Origin of the sequence: Streptomyces barringtoniae (assembly GCF_020819595.1) — a bacterium.
GTDB classification, from domain to species: Bacteria; Actinomycetota; Actinomycetes; order Streptomycetales; family Streptomycetaceae; genus Streptomyces; species Streptomyces barringtoniae.
Map to the genome: position 1 here is coordinate 98051 of NZ_JAJHNP010000024.1, position 26192 is coordinate 124242.

General features: G+C 70.9%; 23 protein-coding genes and 1 pseudogene. 10 read left to right on the forward strand and 14 right to left on the reverse strand.

The window, feature by feature from the left end; genetic code table 11:
- Positions 1-31: 31 nt before the first annotated feature.
- Positions 32-547: a hypothetical protein gene (locus tag LMU33_RS34015; protein WP_228624694.1), complete on the forward strand. Its 516-nt coding sequence runs from the start codon at positions 32-34 to the stop codon at positions 545-547.
- 126 nt (positions 548-673) lie between these two features.
- The gene (locus LMU33_RS34020; RefSeq protein ID WP_228624696.1) at positions 674-1372 is read left to right on the forward strand and encodes an LPXTG cell wall anchor domain-containing protein; all 699 of its coding nucleotides are present in this window, start codon (positions 674-676) and stop codon (positions 1370-1372) included.
- 70 nt (positions 1373-1442) lie between these two features.
- Here the strand turns inward: LMU33_RS34020 and ppc are convergent, their stop codons facing one another.
- Positions 1443-4187 (reverse strand): phosphoenolpyruvate carboxylase, encoded by a 2745-nt coding sequence (gene ppc / locus LMU33_RS34025; RefSeq protein ID WP_228624699.1) that lies wholly within the window; start codon positions 4185-4187, stop codon positions 1443-1445.
- A 309-nt stretch (positions 4188-4496) separates the two neighbouring features.
- Between ppc and LMU33_RS34030 the strand changes: the two genes are divergently transcribed.
- The 4 genes from LMU33_RS34030 to LMU33_RS34045 all read left to right on the forward strand — a co-directional run bounded on the left by LMU33_RS34030 (position 4497) and on the right by LMU33_RS34045 (position 6739).
- On the forward strand, positions 4497-5504 hold the full coding sequence (locus LMU33_RS34030; RefSeq protein ID WP_228624701.1) for an acyl-CoA desaturase: 1008 nt from the start codon (positions 4497-4499) through the stop codon (positions 5502-5504).
- Positions 5501-6178 (forward strand): TetR/AcrR family transcriptional regulator, encoded by a 678-nt coding sequence (locus LMU33_RS34035; protein WP_014673198.1) that lies wholly within the window; start codon positions 5501-5503, stop codon positions 6176-6178. The genes LMU33_RS34030 and LMU33_RS34035 overlap by 4 nt, the downstream gene beginning before the upstream one ends.
- 61 nt (positions 6179-6239) lie before the next feature.
- On the forward strand, positions 6240-6494 hold the full coding sequence (locus LMU33_RS34040; RefSeq protein WP_228624703.1) for a type II toxin-antitoxin system Phd/YefM family antitoxin: 255 nt from the start codon (positions 6240-6242) through the stop codon (positions 6492-6494).
- The gene (locus tag LMU33_RS34045; protein ID WP_228624704.1) at positions 6491-6739 is read left to right on the forward strand and encodes a type II toxin-antitoxin system RelE family toxin; all 249 of its coding nucleotides are present in this window, start codon (positions 6491-6493) and stop codon (positions 6737-6739) included. Before LMU33_RS34040 ends, LMU33_RS34045 begins: the two co-directional genes overlap by 4 nt.
- On the opposite strand, the gene LMU33_RS34050 is transcribed toward LMU33_RS34045, so the two are convergent.
- Entirely contained in the window at positions 6714-7094 is a 381-nt protein-coding gene (locus LMU33_RS34050) for a VOC family protein (protein WP_228624706.1), read from the reverse strand. The two genes, LMU33_RS34045 and LMU33_RS34050, sit on opposite strands and share 26 nt — an antisense overlap.
- Positions 7095-7096: 2 nt before the next feature.
- Positions 7097-7909, reverse strand: a complete 813-nt coding sequence (locus LMU33_RS34055; protein ID WP_228624708.1) for a trans-aconitate 2-methyltransferase — start codon at positions 7907-7909, stop codon at positions 7097-7099.
- 88 nt (positions 7910-7997) lie between these two features.
- Here LMU33_RS34055 and tamR point away from each other — a divergent pair, with 88 nt between their 5' ends.
- The gene (gene tamR / locus LMU33_RS34060) at positions 7998-8495 is read left to right on the forward strand and encodes a MarR family transcriptional regulator TamR (RefSeq protein ID WP_228624710.1); all 498 of its coding nucleotides are present in this window, start codon (positions 7998-8000) and stop codon (positions 8493-8495) included.
- On the opposite strand, the gene LMU33_RS34065 is transcribed toward tamR, so the two are convergent.
- The 4 genes from LMU33_RS34065 to galT form a co-directional block, all read right to left on the reverse strand.
- Positions 8454-9227, reverse strand: coding sequence for a LuxR C-terminal-related transcriptional regulator (locus LMU33_RS34065; protein WP_228624712.1), 774 nt, complete (start codon positions 9225-9227; stop codon positions 8454-8456). The two genes, tamR and LMU33_RS34065, sit on opposite strands and share 42 nt — an antisense overlap.
- 402 nt (positions 9228-9629) lie before the next feature.
- Positions 9630-10784 carry a galactokinase gene (galK, locus tag LMU33_RS34070; RefSeq protein ID WP_228624714.1) on the reverse strand — a complete coding sequence of 385 codons (1155 nt, stop codon included), beginning with the start codon at positions 10782-10784 and terminating at the stop codon, positions 9630-9632.
- Positions 10784-11746 carry a UDP-glucose 4-epimerase GalE gene (gene galE, locus LMU33_RS34075; RefSeq protein WP_228624716.1) on the reverse strand — a complete coding sequence of 321 codons (963 nt, stop codon included), beginning with the start codon at positions 11744-11746 and terminating at the stop codon, positions 10784-10786. The genes galK and galE overlap by 1 nt, the downstream gene beginning before the upstream one ends.
- Positions 11743-12804, reverse strand: a complete 1062-nt coding sequence (galT, locus tag LMU33_RS34080) for a galactose-1-phosphate uridylyltransferase (protein WP_228624718.1) — start codon at positions 12802-12804, stop codon at positions 11743-11745. Before galT ends, galE begins: the two co-directional genes overlap by 4 nt.
- Positions 12805-12984: 180 nt before the next feature.
- On the opposite strand from galT, the gene LMU33_RS34085 reads away from it, so the two are divergent.
- Together LMU33_RS34085 and LMU33_RS34090 are read left to right on the forward strand one after the other, a co-directional pair.
- Positions 12985-14676: a sodium:solute symporter family protein gene (locus tag LMU33_RS34085; protein ID WP_228624720.1), complete on the forward strand. Its 1692-nt coding sequence runs from the start codon at positions 12985-12987 to the stop codon at positions 14674-14676.
- A 21-nt stretch (positions 14677-14697) separates the two neighbouring features.
- Positions 14698-15045, forward strand: coding sequence for a hypothetical protein (locus tag LMU33_RS34090; RefSeq protein ID WP_228624722.1), 348 nt, complete (start codon positions 14698-14700; stop codon positions 15043-15045).
- Positions 15046-15129: 84 nt separating this feature from the next.
- Here LMU33_RS34090 and LMU33_RS34095 read toward each other — a convergent pair whose 3' ends face one another.
- From LMU33_RS34095 to LMU33_RS34110, 4 genes are all read right to left on the reverse strand, one after another.
- Entirely contained in the window at positions 15130-15813 is a 684-nt protein-coding gene (locus tag LMU33_RS34095) for a helix-turn-helix transcriptional regulator (protein ID WP_228624724.1), read from the reverse strand.
- A gap of 228 nt (positions 15814-16041) precedes the next feature.
- Positions 16042-17808 carry an outer membrane protein assembly factor BamB family protein gene (locus tag LMU33_RS34100; RefSeq protein WP_228624726.1) on the reverse strand — a complete coding sequence of 589 codons (1767 nt, stop codon included), beginning with the start codon at positions 17806-17808 and terminating at the stop codon, positions 16042-16044.
- Between the two features lie 97 nt (positions 17809-17905).
- Positions 17906-19708 (reverse strand): outer membrane protein assembly factor BamB family protein, encoded by a 1803-nt coding sequence (locus LMU33_RS34105; protein WP_228624728.1) that lies wholly within the window; start codon positions 19706-19708, stop codon positions 17906-17908.
- A gap of 270 nt (positions 19709-19978) precedes the next feature.
- A complete protein-coding gene (locus tag LMU33_RS34110) occupies positions 19979-21781 on the reverse strand; it encodes an ABC-F family ATP-binding cassette domain-containing protein (RefSeq protein WP_228624730.1) in 1803 nt (600 codons plus the stop codon).
- 156 nt (positions 21782-21937) lie between these two features.
- Here LMU33_RS34110 and LMU33_RS34115 point away from each other — a divergent pair.
- Positions 21938-22457, forward strand: a pseudogene (locus tag LMU33_RS34115) (Uma2 family endonuclease).
- Between the two features lie 4 nt (positions 22458-22461).
- Here LMU33_RS34115 and LMU33_RS34120 read toward each other — a convergent pair.
- The 3 genes from LMU33_RS34120 to LMU33_RS34130 all read right to left on the reverse strand — a co-directional run bounded on the left by LMU33_RS34120 (position 22462) and on the right by LMU33_RS34130 (position 26024).
- Positions 22462-23355, reverse strand: coding sequence for a 4-(cytidine 5'-diphospho)-2-C-methyl-D-erythritol kinase (locus tag LMU33_RS34120; protein WP_228624732.1), 894 nt, complete (start codon positions 23353-23355; stop codon positions 22462-22464).
- On the reverse strand, positions 23352-24245 hold the full coding sequence (gene rsmA / locus LMU33_RS34125) for a 16S rRNA (adenine(1518)-N(6)/adenine(1519)-N(6))-dimethyltransferase RsmA (RefSeq protein WP_228624734.1): 894 nt from the start codon (positions 24243-24245) through the stop codon (positions 23352-23354). Before rsmA ends, LMU33_RS34120 begins: the two co-directional genes overlap by 4 nt.
- A 147-nt stretch (positions 24246-24392) precedes the next feature.
- On the reverse strand, positions 24393-26024 hold the full coding sequence (locus LMU33_RS34130; protein WP_228624736.1) for a resuscitation-promoting factor: 1632 nt from the start codon (positions 26022-26024) through the stop codon (positions 24393-24395).
- Positions 26025-26192 lie beyond the last annotated feature (168 nt).

Below are 26192 nucleotides of genomic sequence, written 5' to 3' on the forward strand. Positions count from 1 at the left end.
GCGAGGTTGACCGCCCGTACGCGTATGGCCAATGATCCCGGCCATGCCTGCCACAGCCAGCACTGCTCGCCGGGCCTCCGTGACCGCGTTGCGGTCGGTGCGGGTCGCGGCGATGGGTGCGCTTGCCGCGTTGATCCTGTTCGCCGGGGTGTGGGGTTCCTGGGGGACGGCGCAGCACGTGATGCTGTCCAAGGGGCGGGAGCAGGGCACGGTGAGGGTGACGTCCTGTTCGGGCGACGCATGCAGTGGTCCCTTCACGCCGACGTCGCCGGGGGCGCGGGCGCGGGCGCGTGTGGAGATCGCGCAGCCGGTGGCGGTGCGCAAGGGGCGGACGTACGACGTCGTGCTGAAGCCGGGTACGGCGGACGCGGTGCGCTCGGGTCCGGCGGGGATCCTGTATGCCTGGGTGCCGTTGGGCGGGGCGTTGCTGCTGGCCTCGGTGGTGGTGGCGGGCGGGCTGCGGTTGTCGCGGGTGGCGTGGGTGCTGGCGGGGTGCGGGGTGGCCTTGCTGACGGGGGCTTTTCTTGCGGTGTCCGCCGGTTCGTGACTCCGCGCGCCGGTCGTGGCGCGCAGGTGTTGTCTCTTCGTGATTGACCGTGGGTCAGCGGGGGCTGGAAGCTGGGGCGCCCCCTCCACATCTTTCCCGTAGGCCACTCGAAGATGGGCCAGCCCCATGCGTACCCTCATCCGTGCCGGCGCGGTGTCCGCCGGTGTGTCGGCAGCGCTGTTTCTCGCGCCCGCGGCGCACGCCGCTCCGCCCGGTGACAACGGCGATGTGAAGATCCACAAGTCCACGACGGACGAGTCCGACGAGCGCAATCAGCCGCATGTGTGCTCGTTCTACCTCGACGCCTTCCACTTCGACGGCGGCCAGCAGGTCGACTGGCGCATCGAGGTGTGGGCCCCGACCGGTGGGACGAAGGGCACGACGGTGAAGTCGGGTGCCCTGTCCCTGGACGGCGACGGCCACGGCCGCACGTCGGACATGACGTTGCCGGACGGGCACTACAAGCTGTTCTGGAACTTCGCCGGCGAGAAGGGCGCGGCCAAGCACAAGGTGTTCTGGACGGACTGCCAGTCCTCCGGCGGCGGTGGCGGTACGCCGTCGTCGGGTCCGTCGTCCGGTGCGACGTCGAGCGCGTCCCCGGCGCCGTCCTCGTCCCCGTCCTCGTCCGTGTCTCCGTCCTCGTCGGCCCCGGGTTCGGCGTCCTCGTCCTCCCCGGCTCCGTCGTCCTCGCCGTCCGCACAGGGCGGTGGCGGTCTCGCCGAGACCGGCAACGGTGTTCCGGTGGGTGCGCTGTCGGGTGTCGCGGCCGTGCTGGTGGGCGCGGGCGGCTACCTGGTGGTGCGGCGCCGGAAGGCGCGCGGCTGACCTGAGCCGCGTACAAGGGTGCCCCCGGGGTCGTACGACCTCGGGGGCACCCTCTTGTGCGCGGTGGCCGTCAGCCGGTGTTGCGCAGGCCCGCTGCCACGCCGTTGACGGTCAGGAGCAGGGCGCGGGAGAGCAGCGGGTCGGCGGTGAGGCCGGCCGCGGCGGCGTCGCGCTGGCGCTTGAGCAGGGTGACCTGGAGGTAGGAGATGGGGTCCAGGTAGGCGTCGCGGATGGCGAAGGTCTGCCTGAGGACGGGCTGGGCGTCGAGCAGTTCCTGCTCGCCGGTGATCCGCAGGACCTCGCGGACGGTCAGCTCGTGTTCGGCCCTGATGGTGTCGAAGACGTGCTTGAGGTCGTCGGGGACGAGGGTGTCGACGTAGTGCTGGGCGATGCGCAGGTCGGTCTTGGCCAGGGTCATCTCGACGTTGGAGACGAAGTTCTGGAAGAAGTGCCACTGCTGGTACATCTCGTCGAGGACGGTGTCGCCTTCCTGCCGCAGGCCTGCCTCGCGCAGGGCCTTGAGGCCGGAGCCGACGCCGAACCAGCCGGGGACGATCTGCCGGGACTGGGTCCAGCCGAACACCCAGGGGATGGCGCGCAGGCCGTCGAGGCCGGCGCCGGAGTCGGGGCGCCGGGAGGGCCGGGATCCCAGGTGCAGCTCGGCGAGCTGGTCCACGGGGGTGGCGGCGAAGAAGTACGCCGGCAGGTCGGGGTCCTCGACGAGCCTGCGGTAGGCGGCGTGGGCGGCGTCCGAGACGACGTCCATGGCGGCGTCCCAGCGGGCGAGGGCCTCGTCGGACTGGCGGGGGGCGGTGTGCAGGGCGGAGGCCTGCAGGGTGGCGGCGACGGTCAGTTCCAGGTTCTCCCGGGCCAGGGAGGGGATGAGGTACTTGTCGGAGATGACCTCGCCCTGCTCGGTGACCTTGATCTCGCCCTCCAGGGTGCCCCAGGGCTGGGCGAGGATGGCGTCGTGGGAGGGGCCGCCGCCGCGGCCGACGGTGCCGCCGCGGCCGTGGAAGAGCCGGAGGCGTACGCCGTAGCGGTGGGCGACGTCGCGCAGGCGGCGCTGCGCCCGGTGGATCTCCCACTGGCTGGTGGTGATGCCGCCGAACTTGGAGGAGTCGGAGTAGCCGAGCATGACCTCCTGGACGTCGCCGCGCAGCGCGACCAGGCGCCGGTAGGACGGGTCGGAGAGCATGTCCTCGAGGATGGTGTCGGCGGCCTTGAGCTCGTCGGTGGTCTCCAGCAGGGGGACGATGCCGATCTTCGCCCAGCCGGCGTGGAGGTCGATCAGGCCGGCCTCGCGGGCGAGGACGGCGGCGGCGAAGACGTCGTCGGCGCCCTGGCACATGGAGATGATGTAGGACTCGACGACCTCGGGGCCGAAGACCTCCAGGGCCTTCTTGACGGTCTCGAACACGCCGAGGGTCTTCTGTCCGGCCGCGTCGACGGGCGCCGGGGTGGGCGCCAGCGGCCTGCGCGAGCGCAGTTCCTTGGCGAGGAGCTTGGCCCGGTACTCGCGGGGCATGTCGGCGTAGCGCCAGGACTCCTCGCCGAGGCGGTCGAAGAGCTGGCCGAGGGCGTGGTGGTGGGCGTCGGCGTGTTCGCGGACGTCCATGGTGGCCAGCTGGAGGCCGAAGGCGGCCAGGGTGCGGATGGTGCGGGCCAGGCGACCGTCGGCGAGGAGGCCGCCGCGGTGCTCGCGCAGCGAGGCCTGGATGAGCCGGAGGTCGGTGAGCAGTTCGCCGGTGCCGAGGTAGTCGCGGCCCGCCTGGTGCGGGGTGCCCTTGGCGAGGCGCTGCTTGGTGTTCTGCAGCTTCTGGCGGATGCAGGTGGCCTTGAGCCGGTAGGGCTCCTCGGCGTTGAGGCGCTTGTAGCGGGGGCTGATCTCGGGGAGCGTCTCCAGGTCCTGCTTGAGGGACTCCAGGAGCTCTTCGGTGGCGCCGGTGTAGCGGATGGAGTTGGAGAGCAGTCCGCGCAGCTCGTCGATCATCTCCAGGGCGTCGTTGATGCCGTGCTCGTGCTGGAGGATGAGGACGTCCCAGGTGACCTGGGGGGTGACGTTGGGGTTGCCGTCGCGGTCGCCGCCGATCCAGGTGCCGAAGGTGAGCGGGCGGGTGTCGTCGGGGAGCTTGACGCCGACCCGCTCCAGCTCCGCGGTGAGGTCCTCCAGGACGTCTCCCACCGCGCCGGCGTGCAGCTCGTCGAGGTAGTAGATGGCGTTGCGGGCCTCGTCGGCGGGCTCGGGGCGTACGACGCGCAGTTCGTCGGTCTGCCACACCAGGTCGATGTTCTCGGCGAGGCGGACGTCGAGGCGGCGGCGGTCGGAGCCCTGGACGGGGGTCTCCAGGAGCGCGGCGATGCGCCGGAGCTTGTTCAGCACCGAGCGGCGCGCGGCCTCGGTGGGGTGTGCGGTGAACACCGGGCGGACGTTCAGGTGCTGGACGGTCTGCTTGAGGTGTTCGGGGTCGGCGTCCTTGAGCCGGTCGGCGGTGCGGGCGAGGAGGCCGCCCTCGGCGGCGCGCCGGGCGCGCAGTTCGCGGCCGCGGTGCACCTGCTCGGTGACGTTGGCGAGGTGGAAGTAGGTGGAGAAGGCGCGGACCAGCTTGGCCGCGGTCTCCAGTTCGGTGCCGCGCAGCAGCTCGGCGGCGGCTTCGCCGTCTTCGCGGGTGAGGCGGCGGACCTTCTCGACCAGGTCGAGGAGCTCGGGGCCTTCCTGCCGTACGAGGGTCTCGCCCAGGAGATCACCCAGCCGGCGGATGTCGGCGCGCAGCTCGCTGCTGGTCGTGGTGGTCTGGTCGTCGGCACTGCTCACAGGTGCGGCTCCTTGCAGTGTGGAAGCTCGTCTGGGAGGGAACCCGGCCGGCTGCCGCGCGGCGGGCGCCGCATACGGGCCGGAGCGTCCGGGAAGGAAACTTCAGCGGACCGCGCTGTCCGACCGAGTTCAAGGATAGGTGTCGATGGGGACGCGCAGGCTCCGGGGCTCTTGCCGCCGCTCGACACGCTGCCATACTTACGTCGCCGTAGGTTACGGAACCGTAGGGAACCGTCGTCGTCTCCCGTCCGGTCCCGGCGGCCCGGCACCTGCCTCGACCCTCGACCCTCGACCCCACAGGGGACGCGCATGACCTCAAGTTCCGATGTGATCGAAGAAGCCCGTACGGCCGACGACAGTCCGAGCCCGACCGCCACGCTGGGTGGCGAGCAGAAGCGTTCGATCGAGCAGATCACGCTGCTTTTGTTCATCACCGTGCCGTTCCTGGCGCTCGTGGCGGCGGTGCCGCTGGCCTGGGGCTGGGGGGTGAGCTGGCTCGATCTGGGCCTGCTGGTGTTCTTCTACTTCCTGGGGTGCCACGGCATCACGATCGGTTTCCACCGGTACTTCACCCACGGTTCGTTCAAGGCCAAACGGCCCCTGCGGATCGCGCTGGCAGTCATGGGCTCGCTGGCCGTCGAGGGGCCCCTGGTGCGCTGGGTGGCCGATCACCGCAAGCACCACAAGTTCTCCGACGCGGAGGGCGACCCGCACTCTCCGTGGCGGTTCGGCGAGAGCGTTCCGGCGCTGATGAAGGGCCTGTGGTGGGCTCACATCGGCTGGATGTTCGACGAGGAGCAGACCCCGCAGGACAAGTACGCGCCGGATCTGATCAAGGACCCGGCGATCCGGGCGATCTCCCGGCAGTTCGTGTACTGGACGGGCGTCTCCCTGCTCCTGCCGCCGCTGGTCGGCGGCCTGGTGACGATGTCCTGGTGGGGCGCGTTCACCGCGTTCTTCTGGGGTTCACTCGTACGGGTGGCGTTGCTGCACCATGTGACCTGGTCGATCAACTCGATCTGTCACGCGGTGGGCAAGCGGCCGTTCAAATCACGGGACCGTTCGGGCAACGTGTGGTGGCTGGCGGTGCTGTCGTGCGGTGAGTCCTGGCACAACCTGCACCACGCCGACCCGACCTCGGCGCGGCACGGTGTGATGCGCGGTCAGATCGACTCATCGGCGCGGTTCATCCGCATCTTCGAGCTGCTCGGCTGGGCGTACGACGTGCGCTGGCCGTCACGCTCACGTATCGATTCGCGCCGGAACACCGAGGAAGGCGGCTCCGGGCGCCGGAGGGAGAGCGCGAAGGCGGCATGATTGACGCCGTGGCGACCGACTCCAGCAGCACCTCCGGCAACGACAAGCAACGGCGGACCCGCCGGACCCGTATGACCGGTGCCGAGCGCCGCCAGCAGCTGCTGGAGATCGGTCGCACCCTCTTCGCCGCGAAGGGTTTCGAGGGCACCTCGGTGGAGGAGATCGCCGCGAAGGCCGGGGTGTCCAAGCCGGTGGTGTACGAGCACTTCGGCGGCAAGGAGGGCCTGTACGCGGTGGTGGTGGACCGCGAGATGCGGCGGCTGCTGGACATGGTGACCAGCTCGCTGACCGCCGGCCACCCCCGTGAGCTGTGCGAGCAGGCCGCCTTCGCGCTCCTGGACTACATCGAGGAGTACACGGACGGCTTCCGCATCCTGGTCCGTGACTCGCCCATCCCCCAGTCCACGGGCTCCTTCGCCTCCCTCATCTCGGACATCGCCACCCAGGTGGAGGACATCCTGGGCCGGGAGTTCAAGTCCCGCGGCTTCGATCCGAAGCTGGCCCCGCTGTACGCGCAGGCGCTGGTCGGCATGGTCGCGCTGACGGGTCAGTGGTGGCTGGACGTACGCCGCCCGAAGAAGGCGGAGGTCGCCGCCCATCTGGTGAACCTGGCGTGGCACGGTCTGGACGGGCTGGAGCAGAAGCCGCGGTTGATAGGGCACCGGAAGAGCTGAGGTTCACCGGAAAAGGTGACACTGGGGGGCAGTTGGATACACCTTGCGGTGTCATGGCCGCATGACGAAGATCGCGATCGGCGCAGCCCGTTCCCAGCTCGGTGACCTGGTCCGCCGTGCGGCCCACGACCACGAGACCATCGCTCTCACCGACCACGGGCACGTGGCCGCGCTCCTCGTCTCGCCGCAGGTGACAGAGGATCTCGAAGACGCCCTGGCCGTCGCCGACTACCAGCGGCGCAAGGCCGAGGGATCACTGGGGGAAGGCATCCCCATGACAGAGGTGCGCAGGCGGCTGGGGCTCGAGAAGCCGTGACCTACGAGATCATCTTCGAGCCGCACGCCCTGGACGTGGCGGCACGGTTCCTGAACGAAGGCCCGGCCGGACTCGCAGAGGTCCTGGACGCCATCGACGAACTGGCCCACGATCCGCGACCGGCCGGATCGAGGGCATACGGCCCGAACCTCCGTCGCCTTCGCGTCGATGCATACCGGGTCCCGTACATCATCGACACCGAGGTCGTCCGCATCCTCGTCACGCATCCCGGCCGGACGGACTGACCCGCTCCAGGAACTCCAGCCGGTTGCCGACGGGATCCTCCGAGTGGAAACGCAGGTGGCCGGGGAGGTTGTCGTCCCAGGTGACCTTCGCTCCCTTCGCGGTGAGCCGGGCCGCGTACGACTCGATGTCCGTCACCCTGAGCTCCGGGTGGGCCTTCTTCGCGGGCCGGAAGTCCCCCTCGATGCCCAGGTGGAGTTGCACGGCTCCGGCCCGGAACCAGCAGCCGCCGCGCGCCGCGAGCACGGGTGGTTTGGGGATCTCCGTCATGCCGAGGATGTCGGCGTAGTAGGCCCGCAGCGCGTCCTCCGACCCGGGCGGGGCCGCCAGCTGCACGTGATCGACCGCGGCGAGCATGCTCAGGCCTCCTTCACGGCGACGGCGAACAGGCGGCGGAAGGGCAGGACCGTGCCGTACGGTGCGCTGGGGTAGGCCTGCCGCAGCAGTTCCCGGTACTCGCCGAGGAAGGCGTCCCGGGCCTCGGGGTCGCCGGCGAGTGCGGTCAGCGCGGGCCGCAGGCCGGTCCCCTTCACCCAGTCCAGAACGGGATCCTCACCCTGCAGGACGTGGAAGTACGTCGTCTGCCACACGTCGGTCGCACAGCCGAGGCGGGCGAGGCGGTCCAGATAGGCGCCGGGGGTGTGCACGGAGTCGGTGCGGCGCAGCACGTCGGCGAGGCGGGCCTTCCAGCGGGGCGTGGCGGCCAGGTCGCGCATCAGGGCGTGCAGCGGGGCGTCGATGTTGTCCGGGACCTGGAAGGCGAAGGTGCCACCGGGCCGCAGGGCCGCGATCCAGTCGGCGAAGCGGTCGGCGTGCCCCGGCACCCACTGCAGGGTCGCGTTGGAGACGATCAGGTCGTACGGCTCGCCGGGCGCCCAGGTGCGCGCGTCGGCGTGGGCGAAGTCCAGCCGTCCGCCGCCGGCCGTGGGGCCCTCGTGCTCGGTGTGGGCCCTGTCCAGCATCTCGGGCGAGTTGTCGTAGCCGGTGACGTGCGCGGTGGACCAGCGTTCGGTGAGCAGCACGGTGACGTTGCCCGGGCCGCAGCCGAGGTCGGCGATGCGGGGCGTCGGCGTGGGCAGGACGGGGACGCGGGCGATGAGGTCGGCGAAGGGACGGGCCCGGTGACCGGAGTGCCGCAGGTACTGACCGGGGTCCCAGATCGGTGTCGTCATGACCACCACTGTCCCCTCCAGTTTATCTCGATGTCAAGAGGCTTGATGTCAAGAGACTTCATGTCGACACAACCACTACACTGATCCCATGGAGGACGAGGTCGATCGGCTGGTCGCAGCGTGGCGCCGGGAACGTCCGGACCTCGACGTGGAGCCGCTGGAAGTGCTCAGCCGGGTGAGCCGACTCGCCCGGCATCTGGACCGTGCGCGTCGGCTCGCCTTCGCCGAGCACCAGCTGGAGCCGTGGGAGTTCGACGTGCTGACCGCGCTCAGGCGCGCGGGCACGCCGTACCAGCTCTCCCCCGGCCAGTTGCTGACGCAGACCCTGGTCACGTCGGGCACGATGACCAACCGGATCGACCGGCTGGCCAAGAAGGGCCTGGTGGAACGGCTGCCCGACCCGAGCGACCGGCGGGGCGTGCTGGTCCGGCTGACCGACACCGGCCGGGACCGCGCCGACCAGGCGCTGGCCGGGCTGCTGGAGCAGGAGCGGGCGATCCTCGCCGAGCTGTCCCGCGCCCAGCGGGTGGAACTGGCCGGTCTGCTACGCCAGTTGACCGCCCCGTTCGACAACATCCCCGGTTAGGTCGGCCGGTCCGACCCCCGCGCGGCGGGCGAGGGCGACGGCGGCCAGCGTCGAGTGGACGCCCAGCTTGCCGAGGACGTTCTGCATATGGGTGCGCACGGTGTGCGGGGAGAGGAACAGCCGCTCGGCGACGGCCTTGCGGCCCAGGCCCGCGACCATGCAGCGCAGCACCTCCCGCTCGCGCGGGGTGAGGGACTCCACCAGCCGCTCGCTCTCGGTACGGTGCCGGCGGGCCGCCGTCATCTCCCTGAGCACGCCGGTGAGCAGGGCGGGCGGCAGATGGGTCTCGTCGCGCAGCACACCCCGGATCACCGTCAGCAGCCGGGACAGCGAGCAGTCCTTGGCGACCCACCCCGAGGCACCGGCCTGCAGGGCGAGCGCCGCCCGCCGGGGATCGTCCTTCTCGGCGAGTACGACGATCCGTACGGCCGCCTGGGCGCCCCGGACCCCGGCGACCAGCGAGATCCCGTCGACCAGCCCCTCCTCGTTGCCCTCCTGCACCGGCACGGGCAGAGCCGGGCGGGCCCCGGGGACCTGGCCGCCGAGGTCCGCGTCGACCAGCAGCACGTCGAAACGGCGGCCCTCACCGGCCGCCCGCTCCAGGCAGCGCAGCGCGGCGGGGCCGCTGCCGGCTGCGGAGACGTCGACATCCGGCTCGGCGGCCAGGGCGGCCGCGAGCGACTCGGCGAAGATGCGGTGGTCGTCGACGACCAGGACTCGGATACGAACCACGAAACTCCTCCCGGACCGGGCCTGGCCCTCCGGAGAACGACGACCCGCGGGGGTACGCACACCCACGGAAAGGACACGCGCCGCGCGGCCGCCGCCGACGCGGAAACTGTTACCCCCACCGCGGGTGCCGTACCCGCCTGTCTCGCCCCCTGATCAGCACCGGCCCCCACCGGTGCTGTTCCACAGAGTACGGATGGGAGCACGCAGCGGAAGGAGATTTGCAGAACTGGCCGTCCAGCATGTTTATCGTGTGCCGCATGTTTCGTACTGAGGCGGAAGTCGACAAAGTCCGACGGTGTGCGATCGCCTCGCCCGGTGCTCTCTGCCCTGTCCCGAGCCGGAGTGCGGGAAACGCCGTCGGCCCCGCACCGATGTGCGGGGCCGACGAGATCACCGAACGGCTCAGACCACCCGCCGCGCCCCCGCCGAAGGCACCGCCTCGAAGACCCGCGGGGTCGTGAAGCCCGCTGCGGCGAAGGCCTCTTCGACGGCCTTCGTGAGGGTGTCGACGTCCGTCGCCTCCGTCAGGACGATCGCCGAGCCGCCGAAGCCGCCGCCGGTCATGCGGGCGCCCAGGGCGCCGTTGGACAGGGCCGTGTCGACGACCAGGTCCAGCTCCGGGCAGGAGATGCGGAAGTCGTCGCGCAGGGAGGCGTGGCCCTCGGTGAGGACCGGGCCGATTCGGCGGGTCTCGCCGGCACGCAGCAGCCCGACCACCCGCTCCACCCGCTCGTCCTCCGTCACCACGTGCCGGACCAGACGGCGCACCTCCTCCTCGTCGCCCAGCCGGGCCAGCGCCGCGTCCAGTTCGGCGTACGGAACGTCCCGCAGGGCGTCCACGCCGAGCAGCGCCGCGCCCTTCTCGCAGCCCGCCCGCCGCTTGCCGTACTCGCCGCCGCTGTGCGCGTGCTTGACCTGGGTGTCGACCACCAGCAGGCGCAGGCCCTCGGCCGCGAGGTCGAAGGGGATCTGCTGCTGGGACAGGTCGCGGGTGTCCAGGAAGAGCGCGTGTCCCTGCTCGCAGCAGGCCGACGCCGTCTGGTCCATGATCCCGGTGGGCGCGCCGACGTAGACGTTCTCGGCGCGCTGACACAGCCGGGCCAGCCTCCAGCGCGGCAGGTCCAGTGCGTACAGGTCGTTCAGCGCGAGCGCGATCACCACCTCGAGGGCCGCCGAGGAGGACAGGCCCGCGCCGGTCGGGACCGTGGAGGACAGGTGGACGTCCGCGCCCGTCACGCCGTGGCCCGCCTCGCGCAGCGCCCAGACCACGCCCGCCGGGTACGCCGTCCAGTCGTCGTCGCCCTGCGGGGCCAGGGCGTCCAGCCGCAGCTCCTTTACGCCGCCCTCGATGTCCGCCGAGTGCAGGCGCAGGACGCCGTCGGTGCGGCGGGAGACGGCCGCGACCGCCCGGTGCGGCAGCGCGAACGGCATCACGAAACCGTCGTTGTAGTCGGTGTGCTCACCGATGAGGTTGACCCGGCCGGGCGCCGCCCAGACGCCCTCCGGTGCGGCCCCGTACAGCTCGGCGAAGCGCTCCGCGACCTGCTGTGCCCCCACTAGTGCTCCTTCGTGATGCTCTGCGCGAACTCCCACGCGTCCGCGACGATGCCCGCGAGATCCGCGCGGGTCGGGTTCCAGCCCAGCTTCTCGCGGGCCGTGTCCGCCGAGGCGACCAGGACGGCCGGGTCGCCGCCGCGGCGCGGGGCCACGACCTCGGGGATCGGGTGCCCGGTGACCTGCCGGACGGTCTCGATGACCTGGCGGACGGAGAAGCCCTCGCCGTTGCCGAGGTTGCAGATCAGGTGCTCGCCCGGGGTGGCGCCGGCCAGGGCCAGCAGGTGGGCCTCGGCGAGGTCCGCGACGTGGATGTAGTCGCGGACGCAGGTGCCGTCGGGGGTCGGGTAGTCGTCGCCGTAGACCGAGATCGCCTCGCGACGGCCCTGGGCGACCTGGAGGACCAGCGGGATGAGGTGGGACTCGGGGTCGTGACGCTCGCCGTGGGCGCCGTAGGCGCCGGCCACGTTGAAGTAGCGCAGGGAGACCGCGGCCAGGCCGTGGGCGTTGGCCTCGCTGGTGATCATGTGGTCGACGGCCAGCTTGGAGGCGCCGTAGGGGTTGGTCGGCTTCGTCGGGGCGCTCTCCACGATCGGGACCTGCTCCGGCTCGCCGTAGGTCGCCGCCGTGGAGGAGAAGACGAGCTTGCGGACGCCCGCCTCGCGCATCGCGCCGAGCAGCGCCATGGAGCCGGCGACGTTGTTGTCCCAGTACTTCTCCGGCTTCACCACCGACTCGCCGACCTGCGAGGACGCGGCGAAGTGCAGCACGCCGTCGTAGGAGGGGTCGAGCCACTTGGCGGCGTCGCGGATGTCGCCCTCGACGAAGGCCGCCCCGGCGGGCACGCCCGCGCGGAAGCCGGTGGAGAGGTTGTCGAGGACGGTGACCTCGTGGCCGGCCTCCAGCAGATGCTGGGCCACGACACTGCCGACGTAACCCGCGCCACCCGTCACCAGGTACTTCATGAACTCGCTACCTCTCGCAGTCGCTCGGCCGCGCGCTCCGGCGGCACGTCGTTGATGAACACGCTCATGCCGGACTCGGAACCCGCGAGAAACTTCAGCTTGCCGGAAGTGCGGCGGATGGTGAAAAGCTCGAGGTGCAGCGCGAAGTCGTCCCGCGAGACACCGTCGAACTCCTCCAGCGCGCCGAACGGGGCCTGGTGCCAGCCCGCGATGTACGGCGTCGGAGGCTCGCCCTCGCCGAAGATCCGGTCGAAGCGCCTCAAGAGTTCCAGATAGACCTGGGGGAATTCTGTGCGCGCCGCCTCGTCCAGCGCGAGCAGATCGGGCACGCGGCGCTTGGGGTACAGGTGGACCTCGTACGGCCAGTGCGCCGCGTACGGCACGAACGCCGCCCAGTGTTCACCCTCAAGGACGACCCGCTCACCGGCGAGTTCGCGCTCCACGACGGCGTCGAAGAGGTTCTGGCCGCCGGTCGCCTCCTTGTGGGCGGCGAGCGAGCGGAGCATGAGCGCGGTGCGCGGGGTGGTGAAGGGGTATGCGTAGATCTGTCCGTGCGGGTGGCCCAGCGTGACACCGATCTCGGCACCGCGGTTCTCGAAGCAGAAGACCTGCTCGACGGAGGGCAGATGCGACAGCTCCGACGTACGGTCCGTCCACGCGTCCAGCACCAGCCGCGCCTGCTCGACGGTCAGGTCGGCGAAGGAGGCGTCGTGGTCGGAGGTGAAGCAGACGACCTCGCAGCGGCCGGAGTCGCCGGCGAGGGAGGGGAACCGGTTCTCGAAGACGACGACGTCGTACGAGGAGTCCGGGATCTCGCTCAGCCGGTCGCCCCGCGTGGGGCACAGGGGGCACTCGTCGGCCGGCGGATGGTACGTGCGGCCCTGCCGGTGGGAGGCGACGGCGACGCGGTCGCCGAGCAGCACGTCGGCGCGGATCTCGGACGTCGTATGGGTCCGCTCCAGCGGACGGCGGTCGACGGCGTCCCGCACGGCGTCGTCCCGGAGGTCGTAGTAGATCAGCTCACGACCGTCGGCCAGCCGTGTCGAGGTCTTCTTCAACGCCGGACTCCTCTACGTCCCGCACTCAATCACTCAACACAATCAAACATAACAGACCACAACTCGACAACGCTCAGGACCATCACAATCAAACAAAGAACATCAACAGAAGTGTTCAATTTCTGAACGCGGAGGCGTAGGTTCCGCTCTGGATCAGTTCGCGCAACGAAGCGAGTACTCATGCAAACCCCCACAGAAGGCCCCCTGTACTTGGCGGCGGGGCTACGGCTCCCCACCAACTGGCTGGACTACACGATCCTGGCGATCTACTTCGTCGTCGTCCTCGGCATCGGCTTCGCGGCCCGCCGGTCGGTGAAGACCAGCCTCGACTTCTTTCTCTCGGGACGCTCGCTGCCCGCCTGGATCACCGGCCTCGCCTTCATCTCGGCGAACCTGGCGGCCACCGAGATCCTGGGCATGGCCGCGAACAGCGCCCAGTACGGCGCCTACACCGTGCACTGGTACTGGATCGGCGCCATCCCCGCCATGGTCTTCCTCGGCCTGGTGATGATGCCGTTCTACTACGGCAGCAAGGTCCGCTCGGTCCCCGAGTTCCTGCTGCTGCGCTTCGACCGGGCCGCCCACCTGCTCAGTTCGATCCTGTTCGCGTTCGCGGCCATCCTGATCGCGGGCGTCAACCTGTACGCCCTCGCGATCGTCGTCGAGGCCCTGCTGGGCTGGCCGCAGTGGGTCGCGATCGTGGTCGCCGGCGCCTTCGTGCTGGCGTACATCACCCTCGGCGGTCTGTCCTCGGCGATCTACAACGAGGTGCTGCAGTTCTTCGTGATCCTGGCCGCCCTCATCCCGATCACCGCCCTCGGCCTGAAGAAGGTCGGCGGCTGGGACGGCCTGACCCACAAGCTCACCGCGACGCACGGGGCGAACTTCACCACCGCCTGGGGCGGCACCGGCATCGGACACGTCAACCCACTCGGCGCGAACTGGCTGACCATCGTCCTCGGCCTCGGCTTCGTGCTGTCCTTCGGCTACTGGACGACCAACTTCGCCGAGGTGCAGCGCGCCCTGTCCGCGAAGAACCTCTCCGCCGCCCAGCGGACCCCGCTGATCGCCGCCTACCCGAAGATCTTCATCGTCTTCCTGGTGATGATCCCGGGCCTGGTCGCCGCCGCGCTCATTCCGAAGTTCGGCACCGCCGGCTCCGGTTACCAGTACAACGACGCCATCCCGTACCTGATGCAGGAACTGCTGCCCAACGGCGTGCTCGGCATCGCCGTCACCGGTCTGCTCGCCGCCTTCATGGCCGGCATGGCGGCGAACGTCTCGTCCTTCAACACGGTCTTCACCAACGACATCTGGTCGAAGTACGTGGTGCGCGGCCGCGAGGACGCCTACTACGTCGGGTTCGGCCGTCTGATCACCGTGATCGGCGTCCTCGCCTCCATCGGCACGGCGTTCCTGGCCTCCTCGTTCTCGAACATCATGGCCTACCTGCAGACGCTGTTCTCCTTCTTCAACGTGCCGATGTTCGTCGTGTTCATCGTCGGCATGTTCTGGAAGCGAGCGTCCGCCAAGGCCGGCTTCTGGGGTCTGCTCGCGGGCACCGTCACCGCGATGATCAACTACTTCGTGTTCTACAAGAAGGGGATCATCTCCATCCCCTCCGACCAGGGCGCCAACTTCGTCTCCGCGATCGCTGGCTTCGTCGCCGGCGCGGTCGTGATGGTCGCGGTGTCCCTGTTCACCAGGCCGAAGCCGGCGGAGGAACTGCAGGGGCTGGTCTACGGCACCCGCTCCCCCGGCATGTCCGAACCGCCCGCGCCCGGCGACGAGGCCTGGTACCGCAGGCCGGCCCTGCTGGGCTGGGGCGCGGTCGTGCTGGCCGCCGCCTGCTACGTCCCGTTCTCGTTCTGACGCGGGAGGATGGAGGAAACCATGAGCGACAACTCGCATTCCGACCGCCACGAGGGCTTCCACTACAGCGAGGAGGACGTCCAGCGGGAGGTCACCGAGCTGGAGGGCAAGTCCGCGACCGCGGCCCGCATCTTCGACCTGCGCCGCATCATCGGCGGCCTGTTCGTGCTGTACGGCGTCATCGTCACGATCGCCGGCATCACCGACTCCCAGTCCGCCATCGACAAGGCCCAGGGCGTCAACATCAACCTCTGGACCGGCATCGGCATGCTCCTGCTGGGCATCTTCTTCCTGGCCTGGCTGAAGCTCCGCCCGACGCCTCCGCCGCTTCCTCCCGTGGGGTTGCCGGAGGAGAAGCAGGGGGACTGAAGCTCCGTTCCCGTGTCCGGGTGCGCGGGGCTGGTCGCGCCCACGCGGCGGGGCCGCACATCGATACGGCCCCGCGCCGGGTGCTTACCCGAGGTCGGAGCCCAGCGGCCCCGCCCGGTCCAGCAACCCCGTTCGCGCGGCCAGTGCCGCCGCCTCCAGGCGCGACCCCACCCCCAGCTTCATCAGCACCCGCTGGACATGGGTGCGGGCCGTGCTCGGTGCGATTCCCATCCCCGCCGCGATCAGCCGGGTGTCCTCCCCGTCGGCCACCCTGACCAGCACCTCAACCTCCCTCGGCGTCAGCATCGACAGCAACCGCTGCGCCTCGTCGTCGGGCTGAGCGGCGGGATTGAGCAGTTCCCCGAACGCCCCCTGCAGCAACTGCGGCGCCACCGCGGCCTCCCCCGCCCGCGCCTTCATGATCGCCCGCTCGACGCCCTCGATCCGCTCGTCGTGCCGTACGTACCCCGACGCCCCGGCCGCGAAGGCCGCCGCGATGCCACGCGGCGAGGGCACCGGGCCGAGCACCAGCACCGCCACCTGCGGCCGCTCCCGCTTGATCTTCACCACCGGGTCGAAGACACCCGGTTCCGCCGGCGCCGCCGTACCCAGCAGGCACACCTCCGGCGCCCGCGCGATCACCAGGTCCGCCGCGCCCGCGGCCGGCGCCGCCGCGGCCAGCACCCGGTGGCCGCGCAGCTTGAGCGCCGACGCGAGCGCCTCCGCGAGCAGGCGATGGTCGTCGACGACCATGAGCCGCACTCCCATAGAGCAACCCCCCAGTCCCCCCCATGGATGCCCCACTATGGACGCCCACCGGTCCGCAAGGACAGAGGGCCCCCCGGCACCTCGTCCTTCATGCCCCCGGAAGCTACACGCTTGTTCGACGTCGCGCTGCCCCTCTTGATGAGAAGTGCCCCGGATCGATGAAATCCGGGGCACTTCTCGGTAAGTCACCCATTCGGGCGAGACCCGCCGACGGCGTCGGCGTGGCGGTCAGCCCTTCGGGCCGAACGCCACGACCAGGTACTTCTTGTCGTACGAATCGCCCTTCTTACTCGCGAAGACGTCCGACATGTACAGGCGGCCGTGCCCGAAGAGGATCTCCGCGTAGTCCGGCATCATGCTGGTCTCCGCCTGCCGCACGCTCTGCGTGGCGGGGTTCTCCAGCAGCTTGCTCTGCTTGAACGACCCGCCGTCGATGCTGACGACCTGGCCGCCCTTGTCGTACGGCGGCCGCTTGTAGGCGAGCAGGTTCGAGCCGTCCATGCGCAGCGGGGAGAGCGTGTAGCCGTCCCCCGCCTCGGCGCGCTGACCGGTCGGCTTTCCGGTGTTCAGGTCGAAGGAGACGATCTCGTTGGTGCGGCTGTACTCGCCGTTGCCGTCGTGCTCCGCGGTCGCCAGGTACAGCTTGCCGCCACCGACGACGATCTCCTTGCAGTCCTCGATGCGGGTGCCGCCGTCGCACCTGCCGCCGTAGGTCTTGCCCGGCGCGGAGATGTGGGCGAGCAGCTTGCCGGTCTTGTTGTCGATGGAGAAGTAGTCCAGGGCCTGGCTGTCGGAGCCGGCCTCGGCGGCCACCACCAGCGGGTCGGTGGAGACGACCGAGGCGTAGTCGATGCCCGGGTCCATCCGGTACTCGGAGATCACCTTCCCGGACTTCGGGTCGAGGTTCTGGATGAGCAGCCGCCCGTTGTCCAGGTCTCCGCAGTGGCGCACCGCGACGAGCTTGGCGCCGCCGCCGTAGCCCGCGTCGTAGCAGTCGTCGCCCGGCTTCGGCAGCCACAGCGGCTTGCCGGAGTCGATGTCGAAGGCCGCACCGCCGTCGGTGTCGCCGACCGCGACGGTGTGCTGAGCGACCGTCACGTTCTGGTAGTCGACCGGGTAGTCACCGGACTTGACCGTCTGGGTCCACAGCTTCTTGCCCGAGTCGAGGTCGATCGCCGCGATCTGGGTACAGCCCGCGACCGTCTTCGCCGTGTCCCACTTCGGCTGGTAGGTGATCGCTGTCCTGTTCTCCGCGGTGGCGTGCTTGCTGGCCGCGCAGACCGGGCCGGGCAGCTTGAGCGTCCACAGCTTGGTGCCCCTGACCGGGTCGTAGCCGGAGACCTCCGCGACGCCGGTCTTGACGTACGCCTTGTCGGTCAGCCAGGAACCGACGGTCCTGACGATGTCGTTCGCGGTGGGCATGGGCGCTTGGAACAGCAACTGGCCCGCGGGGTCGGCCGGCACCTTCTCCTGGCCGCCGCCCGTGCCGCCGCTGCCGTCCTTGCCGCCGGTGCCGCCGCTGGAGGACGCGGTGTCGTGCTTCTTGCCGCTGCCGCCGGAACTCGCGTACCAGATACCGCCGCCGACGATCAGCGCGATGGCGACGACCGCCGCGACGACGATGAACAGCACGGTGTTGTTCCGCCCGCCGCCGCTCTGCCCCGGCTGCGGCTGCATCGGCATGGCCGGCGACTGGCCCGGATAGCCGTAACCCGGCTGCGTGGGCTGGGCGTACGGGTTCTGCGGCTGGGCCCCGTAGGGAGCGGCGGGCGGCTGGCCGTAGGCCGGGGTCTGCTGGCCGTACGGGTTCGGCTGCTGCGCGGGGTAGCCGTAACCGGGCTGGGGGGGCTGCGGCGGCTGGGGGGCCGACGCGGCCTGCGGGTAGCCGTAGCCCGGCTGCGGCTGCGGGGGCTGTGGAGGCTGCTGCGGGCTCGGGGGGCCGAAACCGCCCTGCTGCGGGGGCTGGTTCGGCGGCGGAGGGGGCGGCTGAGTCATGGGACGGGTACCTCGGTGAGGCCGGAGAGGCCGGACGGCGAAAGGATTCGGTAGGGACGGGGAGAAGCCGGCACGGGCGGGAAGCCGGGACGGCGGCTCAGTTGCCGAAGGCCATGATCAGCTTCTCCTTCGACTGGTCACTGCCGGACAGCCGGCCGGCGGAGATGAAGAACCGCCCGTCGGCCCAGTCCACGACGGAGTCGTAGAAGGTGTCCTCGATCTCGGCGGTGCCCTGCGGGTTCTGCAGCAGCTTGGCGGGCGCGTGGGAGGAACCGGCGGTCGGGATCGACACCACCTGGCCGCCCGTGTCGTACGACGGCTGCACATAGGCGACGAGCTTGCCGCCCTGGACCTTCAGCGGGGACATCGGCTCGTCCGCCGGGGACTTGGCCCGCCACTTCGCCTTGCCGGTGACCAGGCTGATGGCGACGATCTCGTTGGCGCTGCTCGTGCTGTCCGTCGGCAGGTACAGCGTGTCGGCGTCGGCCGCGACGCCCTGGCAGCCCTGCAGTTCCCGGTCGAGGAAGCCGCAGCGGGGGGCGAACTTCTCGTCGACCTTCACCTGGGAGCGGAACGCGCCGTCCTTGGTGAACGTGGAGATGTTCCAGACCTTCTTGTCCTGGTTGGTCAGGTACACCACGAGCGGGTCCAGGGAGTACACCTTGGTCACCGACCAGCCCTTCTTGAGCGGCCGGCTCCACTTGACCCTGCCGGTGGCCGGGTCAAGTTCCTGGATCTCGTCGTGCTCGTTGGGCGCGTACGCGGCACAGGAGGACGCCTGGATCAGCCGGCCGGCGCCACCCGCGTACCCGACCGGATAGCAGGACGCGCCGTACTTCCCCTTCTCGTACAGCTTCTTGCCGCTGTCGATGTCGTACGCCGTGCCCGCCTCCCCGCTGCCCACCATCAGCGTCCTGCCGCTGACGGACAGGTTGATCTCGACCTGGATGTCGAACGCCCCGTGGCGGTCGAGCTTGCCGCTCCAGCCCTTTCGGCCGGTGTCCAGGTCGATCTGCTGCAGCTGGTTGCACTCGGCCTTGTCGCCGCTGCCGCTCATGTACGCCACGACGACCTTGTCGTCCGCCGACTTCTGCGGGGTGACCGCGCAGATCTTCTGCGGGAAGGTGATCGGGCTCCAGGCGGGCTTGCCGTCGCCGACGCCGTAGGCGAAGACCTGCTCGTACGCCGGCTTCACCACGGTCTTGCCGGTGACCCACATGCCCGGCGCGTCGGCGCCCGAACCGGGGGCGTCCGGCGCCGAGTTGTACCAGAGCACCTTCGCCTCGCCGGCCTTCCGGCCCGCGTTGAGGTCCTCCGGGTCGTCACCGCCGCCGCCCGACGCGCTCGGCGAGCCGGAGACGGACGGCTTGGGGTCGTCGCTCTGCTGGGCGACCGGCTTCTTCCTGCCGCCGCCGTCCCCGCTCGTGACCGCGTACACCGTGCCGCCGATGACGAGCAGCGCGGCCACCGCGGAGCCGATGATCAGCGCGGTCTTGGCCCTGGGCCGCCCGCCGGGCGCGGCACCGGGCGCACCCGGGTACGGCGGCTGCTGCGGGTGCCCGAAACCGGGCTGGGGCGCAGCCCCGTAGGGGCCCGGCTGCTGCGGATATCCGTAAGGGCCCGGGGTGCCGGGCGCGGTGGGGGCGCCGTACGGGCCCGGCTGCTGGGGGTGGCCGTAGCCCGGCTGGGGCGGCTGCGGCGGGGCGGCGGGCGGCTGGGCCGGCGGCGGGGGCGCGGAAGGTATGCCCGGGCCGCCGGGCATACCGGGAGCGCCCTGCGGGGCGCCGAAACCGCCCTGGGCCGGTGGCGGCTGCGGGGCGCCGAAACCGCCACCCTGTGGTGGCCGGTCCTGCGGCGCTCCGAATCCGCCGTGCGGCGGTTGGCTGGGCGGCTGGGTCATCAGCGCTCTTCCCCCTCGTTCACTGATTTTTCGCCACGCCCTGAGGTTCTTGACGGACCCTGGGTCGTTACTCAGACAGTTCTCAGACGGCCCTTTCTATCACCCGGTACTGACAGCCCACGGGCTCGGATCCGCCGCTGTTCCCAAGGGACGACCGGCCCGTGATGCCGCCGTTACGCGTCTTCACGCCCCCTTCACGCAGCGCACGCAACAGCACCGCGCGCGGCCTGATTTCAGCCGCGCGCGGCGAGCACCCTCACGTCGTGTCCGCTACGCGTCCTCCGCCAACTCCAGCCAGCGCAGCTCCAGTTCCTCGCGCTCGCCGACGAGGTCGCGCAACTGGGCGTCCAGGTCGGCGACCTTGGCGAAGTCGGTGGCGTTCTCGGCGATCTGGGCGTGCAGCTTGGACTCCTTCTCGGAGATCCTGTCCAACTGGCGCTCGATCTTCTGGAGTTCCTTCTTGGCGGCGCGCTGGTCGGCGGCGCTCCGCTCGGTCGTGGGGGCCTTGGGGGCCGCGGCGGTGGCGGCGACCGCCTCCTCCATGCGCTGCCTGCGCTCAAGGTATTCGTCGATGCCGCGCGGCAGCATCCGCAGGGTGGCGTCGCCGAGCAGGGCGAAGACGCGGTCGGTGGTGCGCTCGACGAAGAACCGGTCGTGGGAGATGACGATCATCGAGCCGGGCCAGCCGTCGAGGACGTCCTCCAGCTGCGTGAGGGTCTCGATGTCGAGGTCGTTGGTGGGCTCGTCCAGGAAGAGGACGTTCGGCTCGTCCATGAGCAGGCGCAGCAGCTGGAGGCGGCGGCGCTCACCACCGGACAGGTCACCGACCGGCGTCCACTGCTTCTCCTTGCTGAAGCCGAACGTCTCGCACAGCTGCCCGGCAGTCATCTCGCGTCCCTTGCCTAGGTCGACGCGCTCGCGCACCTGCTGGACCGCCTCCAGGACGCGCGTGTTCGGGTTCAGCTCGGCGACCTCCTGGGAGAGGTAGGCGAGCTTCACGGTCTTGCCGACGGCGATCCGCCCGCCCGCCGGCTGCGCCTCGCCCTCCGTCCGCGCGGCCTCGGCCATGGCGCGCAGCAGCGAGGTCTTGCCGGCGCCGTTGACGCCGACCAGGCCGATGCGGTCGCCGGGCCCGAGCTGCCAAGTGACGTGCTTGAGCAGCACCTTGGGTCCGGCCTGCACCGTGACGTCTTCCAGGTCGAAGACGGTCTTGCCGAGCCGCGAGGAGGCGAACTTCATCAGCTCGCTGCTGTCCCGGGGCGGCGGCACGTCCGCGATCAGCTCGTTGGCGGCCTCGACCCGGAAGCGCGGCTTGGAGGTACGGGCGGGGGCTCCGCGCCGCAGCCAGGCGAGCTCCTTGCGGACCAGGTTCTGCCGCTTGACCTCTTCGGTGGCCGCGATCCGCTCGCGCTCGGCACGCGCGAAGACGTAGTCGGAGTAGCCGCCCTCGTACTCGTAGACATCACCGCGCTGGACGTCCCACATGCGCGTGCACACCTGGTCCAGGAACCACCGGTCGTGGGTCACGCACACCAGCGCCGAGCGCCGGTTCTGCAGGTGCTTCGCGAGCCAGGCGATGCCCTCGACGTCGAGGTGGTTGGTGGGCTCGTCCAGGACGATCAGGTCCTGTTCCTCGATGAGCAGCTTGGCGAGCGCGATACGGCGCCGCTCACCACCGGACAGCGGCCCGATGACGGTGTCCAGCCCCCTGGGGAAGCCCGGCAGGTCCAGTCCCCCGAACAGCCCGGTCAGTACGTCCCTGACCTTGGCGTTGCCGGCCCACTCGTGGTCGGCCATGTCGCCGATGACCTCGTGGCGGACGGTGGCGGCGGGGTCGAGGGAGTCGTGCTGGGTGAGCACGCCGAGGCGCAGCCCACCGGAGTGCGTGACCCGCCCGGTGTCGGCCTCCTCCAGCTTGGCGAGCATCCGGATGAGGGTGGTCTTGCCGTCGCCGTTGCGTCCCACGACCCCGATCCGGTCCCCTTCCGACACGCCGAGCGAGACGCCGTCCAGCAGGGCACGGGTGCCGTACACCTTGCTGACGTTCTCGACATTGACGAGGTTGACGGCCATTTCACTCCTGTGCGCGGGGTCGGTCAGCCTTCTAGCGTAGGGCCTGCCGCGATGAAGGCGGGGCGCGAGGGGGTTGTCACTCTTTGTGATGACCTGATCAGGAAGCGGCCGCTACCGTTGAGGGCAGGCAGCAGGATCCCGTCCATGGGAGGAACCATGGCCTCCGAGTCCGTAGAGCACCGCGTCCAGTGGCCGGTGCCGCCCCAGGACGGCTACACCGTGGACGACCTGTTCACTCTGCCGGATCTCCCGCCGCACACCGAGCTGATCGACGGGAGTCTGGTTTTCGTGAGTCCGCGTCGAGCGGGACATGACCGTCATCCTTGACAACCGTAACGGGCCCGAACCCGATGTCAGCGTGGTCCGAGCCGACGCGGTCACCGGGCTGGATCAGACCAAGTTCCAGGCCGAGGACGTCCTGCTCGCCGTGGAGGTCGTCTCGCCGGACTCGGAATCCCGCGACCGTACGACCAAACCGCAGAAGTACGCCGCCGCAGGGATCCCCAACTATTGGCGTGTCGAACAGAACGGCACCACCGGCGGGCCCGTCATCCATGTCTACGAGCTCGACCCACTCACCAAGTCCTACGTGCACATGGGCATGCATCGTGACCGGATCAAGGTCGACAAGCCCTACCCCATCGACATCGACCTGACCACCATCGGCAGACGCTGACCCCTCAGACCACCATCGCCCCCGCCACCGGCCCCGCCGCCGTCCGCACCGCGCGGCAGGTGCCGGAGGCCCGTAGGGCTCCCGCCACCTTGTCCGCCGACTCGGCATCACGCGTCAGGAAGGCCGTCGTGGGCCCGGAGCCCGAGACCAGCGCGGCGAGCGCACCCGCCCCGCGCCCCGCGCCCAGCGTGTCGGCGAGCTCAGGGAACAGGGACAGCGCCGCGGGCTGAAGATCGTTGGACACGGCCGCCGCCAGCGCCTCCGCGTCCCCCTTCGCCAGCGCCTCCAGCAGCTCCGCCGAGGCGACCGGCTCCGGGATCTCCCGCCCCTCCGCCAGCCGGTCGAACTCCCGGAAGACCGCCGGCGTCGACAACCCCCTCCCGGCCATCGCGAACACCCAGTGGAAGGTGCCGCCGACCTCGAGGGCGGTCAGTCGCTCGCCCCGCCCGATGCCGAGAGCCACGCCCCCGACCAGGCTGAACGGCACGTCGCTGCCCAGTTCGGCGCAGATGGCGAGAAGCTCGGCCCGCGACGCCGCCGTACCCCACAGCGTGTTGCAGGCGAGCAGCGCGCCCGCGCCGTCCGCGCTGCCGCCCGCCATGCCGCCGGCGACCGGGATGTCCTTGGCGATGTGGATGTGGACGTTCGGCTCGATGCCCCGGCGCCCGGCGAGCGCGATCGCGGCGCGTGCGGCGAGGTTGGTGCGGTCCAGGGGGACCTGGTCGGCGTCCGGGCCCTCACAGGTGATCCGGAGTTCCTCGGCCGGGGTCACCGTCACCTCGTCGTACAGGCCGACGGCGAGGAAGACGTTGGCGAGGTCGTGGAACCCGTCGGGGCGGGCGGCGCCGACCGCGAGCTGGACGTTGACCTTGGCCGGGACGCGTACCGTGACGCTCACTTGCCGCTCTCCTCGTGCTCGGTGACCGCCGCGTCCTTGTGCTCGGCGATCCGCGCGAACTCCTCCACCGTCAGCGACTCGCCGCGCGCCTGCGGAGAGACGCCGGCCGCGACCAGCGCGGCCTCGGCGGCAGCGGCGGACCCGGCCCAGCCGGCCAGGGCCGCCCGCAGGGTCTTGCGGCGCTGCGCGAAGGCCGCGTCGACGGCGGCGAAGACCTGGGCCTTGGAGGCGGTCGTCTTGATCGGCTCGGCCCTGCGGACGAGGGACACCAGCCCGCTGTCGACGTTCGGCGCGGGCCAGAAGACCTTGCGGCCGATGGCCCCGGCCCGCTTCACCTCGGCGTACCAGTTGGCCTTCACCGACGGCACGCCGTACACCTTCGAGCCGGGCGCGGCGGCCAGCCGGTCGGCGACCTCGGACTGCACCATGACGAGGGTGCGTTCGATGCTCGGAAAGGTGTCGAGCATGTGCAGCAGCACGGGTACGGCGACGTTGTAGGGGAGGTTCGCCACCAGCGCCGTCGGCGGGGGGCCGGGCAGTTCGGTGACGTGCATCGCGTCGGAGTGGACCAGCGCGAACCGGTCGGCGCGCGCCGGCATGCGCGCCCCGATGGTCGCGGGCAGGGCCGCGGCGAGCACGTCGTCGATCTCGACGGCGGTGACCCGGTCGGCGACCTCCAGCAGCGCCAGCGTGAGGGACCCGAGCCCCGGACCGATCTCGACGACCACGTCGTCGGGGCGGACCTCGGCGGTGCGGACGATCCGGCGGACCGTGTTGGCGTCGATCACGAAGTTCTGGCCGCGCTGCTTGGTGGGACGGACACCGAGCGCTGCCGCCAGCTCACGGATGTCGGCGGGACCGAGGAGGGCGTCGGGGGTGGGGCTGCTCACGGGACAAGGGTACGGGGGCCCGCCGGGCCGGACTGCCAGGCGTCCCGGTGCCGAGGCCGGGCACGGTGCCGCAGCCCCACGCGGCCCGCACCCGGCAGACGGCCCCCGGCCCCGCGGCGCACCCCCGCGTCAGCCGTGCACTCCGCGTCAGCGGTGCAACCGTGCCCCGCAGCTCGGCCAGGGTGTGGCCCCCCGGCGCGTGTACAGCTTCTTCGCGCGGAAGGTCTGTTCCTCCGCCGGGGCGTCCTGGGGCCGGCCGCTGCCGCCGAGGGCGCGCCAGGTGCCGAGGTCGAACTGGTAGAGCCCGCCGAACGTCCCCGAGGGGTCGACCGCGTGCGGGCGGCCACCGGACTCGCAGGCGGCGAGGCCGTGCCAGTTCAGGTGGTCGGCGCCCTTCACGGAGGTCGGCCGCGGCTTGGTGCCCACCTTCACCACCTGCTTGCGCGGCTTGCGCACGACCTCGGACTTCTCCCGGCGCGGCTTCTCCCGGACCCCGTTGACGATGCGCAGCAGGTAGGTGTCGCGGCGCAGCCCGGGCTGTCCGACCTGTGCGACGACCTCGGTGCCCTTGAAGAGGGAGGGGTCCTCGGTGTGCTCGACCTCGAAGGGGATCTCCTCCTCGCGGACCTCCCGGCTGCCCTTGATCCGGAGCACGGTCACCGTCTGCCCGTCGCGCGGGAAGCTGTCCAGCGGGACGGAGGTGGTGTCCTGGCCGTGCAGGCCGATCCCGGCCTCCTCGACGGCCTCGCGGACGGTGGCCGCGTTGGTGCGGATGGTCTGGGTCCGGCCGTCGGCCATGATCGTGACGGCGCGTTCGGTGCGTACGTCGAGCGCGAGCCCGGCGCGTCCGATGGCCCGCGAGCCGGCGGCGGACAGGTACGCGCCCTCCGCGCGCACTCCCAGCTCGTCCAGCGCGCCTGCCACCGTGTGTGCCGTCGTCCACACATCGCGCCGCTGGCCGTCGAGGGTGAGCCGGACGGGGCGCCCGTAGCGCACGGCGATCGCGTCTCCGCTGGTGAGCGCCTTGCCGGGGGCGGGCGCGACGAGGTCGTGCGCCCCCACGTGCACTCCCTCCTCGGCGAGCAGCCCGCGCACGTCGTCGGCGAAGGTGTGCAGGGTGCGCTGCTTGCCGTCGACGGTCAGCTCGACCGCCTTGTCCTTGGCGACGAACGCGGTGGTGCCGCCCGCGAGGAAGGCCACGACCAGCGCCTGCGGCAGCAGGCGGCGCACGGCGGACTCCGGGCGCTCGGCGCAGCGCGCCCTGCGCCGGCGAGCGGCCCGCCCGCTCACCCCGGGGGGCGCCCCGGCGCCGTACTCCCCTTCCTCGCCGAGCGCGTCCCGGCCGTCCAGCGGGCCCCGCGCGCCTCCGGCGTCCCGCATGCCGCCGGCTCCCGCGACGCCCGGCGCGCTCCCGGTCCGCGGACTCCCGGCGGGCTGCGTGGCCCCGGCGGCCTGGGGTCCTCCCGCGGCACCGCCGTCCTGGGCGTTCCCGGCCCATGGCACGCCGCTCCCGCCCTGCCGCGGCAGCACCGGCTCGGCGACGAAGTACGCCTGCGCCTCGTAAGCGGGCCGGTAGGTGTCCTCGTACCGCTCGTCGGAGCCGTACTGTCCGTATGGCCCGTATGGCCCGTACCCGCCGTACGACAGGGTCTCCGCCGTGTGCACGGAGCCCTCGGGGCCGTACGGCTCATATGTCCCGTAGGGCTCGTAAGGCTCGAACGTCTCGTACGGCCAGTACGGCTCGTAGGCATCGAACGTCTCGTACTGCGACTTGCTCACGCCGACACGCTCCAGCGGTGCAGAGGGGTCCGGATCGGGCCCCCAGAACCTAGCGGAGCGGTCGTCACTCTCCAAAGCGGCGCGGCTACGCACTGTTGCCCGTCGAGCGCGCACCCCGTGCTCGAACAGGCGACTCAGCAGAACAGGAGGCCCATGAGCCTCACGAGC

Coding starts and splice junctions, on each gene's coding strand:
- LMU33_RS34015 (WP_228624694.1), top strand. CDS start 32: ATGATCCCGGCCATGCCTGCCACAGCCAGCACTGCTCGCCGGGCCTCC.
- LMU33_RS34020 (WP_228624696.1), top strand. CDS start 674: ATGCGTACCCTCATCCGTGCCGGCGCGGTGTCCGCCGGTGTGTCGGCA.
- LMU33_RS34030 (WP_228624701.1), top strand. CDS start 4,497: ATGACCTCAAGTTCCGATGTGATCGAAGAAGCCCGTACGGCCGACGAC.
- LMU33_RS34035 (WP_014673198.1), top strand. CDS start 5,501: ATGATTGACGCCGTGGCGACCGACTCCAGCAGCACCTCCGGCAACGAC.
- LMU33_RS34040 (WP_228624703.1), top strand. CDS start 6,240: ATGACGAAGATCGCGATCGGCGCAGCCCGTTCCCAGCTCGGTGACCTG.
- LMU33_RS34050 (WP_228624706.1), bottom strand. CDS start 7,094: ATGCTCGCCGCGGTCGATCACGTGCAGCTGGCGGCCCCGCCCGGGTCG.
- LMU33_RS34055 (WP_228624708.1), bottom strand. CDS start 7,909: ATGACGACACCGATCTGGGACCCCGGTCAGTACCTGCGGCACTCCGGT.
- tamR (WP_228624710.1), top strand. CDS start 7,998: ATGGAGGACGAGGTCGATCGGCTGGTCGCAGCGTGGCGCCGGGAACGT.
- galE (WP_228624716.1), bottom strand. CDS start 11,746: ATGAAGTACCTGGTGACGGGTGGCGCGGGTTACGTCGGCAGTGTCGTG.
- LMU33_RS34085 (WP_228624720.1), top strand. CDS start 12,985: ATGCAAACCCCCACAGAAGGCCCCCTGTACTTGGCGGCGGGGCTACGG.
- LMU33_RS34090 (WP_228624722.1), top strand. CDS start 14,698: ATGAGCGACAACTCGCATTCCGACCGCCACGAGGGCTTCCACTACAGC.
- LMU33_RS34095 (WP_228624724.1), bottom strand. CDS start 15,813: ATGGGAGTGCGGCTCATGGTCGTCGACGACCATCGCCTGCTCGCGGAG.
- LMU33_RS34100 (WP_228624726.1), bottom strand. CDS start 17,808: ATGACTCAGCCGCCCCCTCCGCCGCCGAACCAGCCCCCGCAGCAGGGC.
- LMU33_RS34105 (WP_228624728.1), bottom strand. CDS start 19,708: ATGACCCAGCCGCCCAGCCAACCGCCGCACGGCGGATTCGGAGCGCCG.
- LMU33_RS34110 (WP_228624730.1), bottom strand. CDS start 21,781: ATGGCCGTCAACCTCGTCAATGTCGAGAACGTCAGCAAGGTGTACGGC.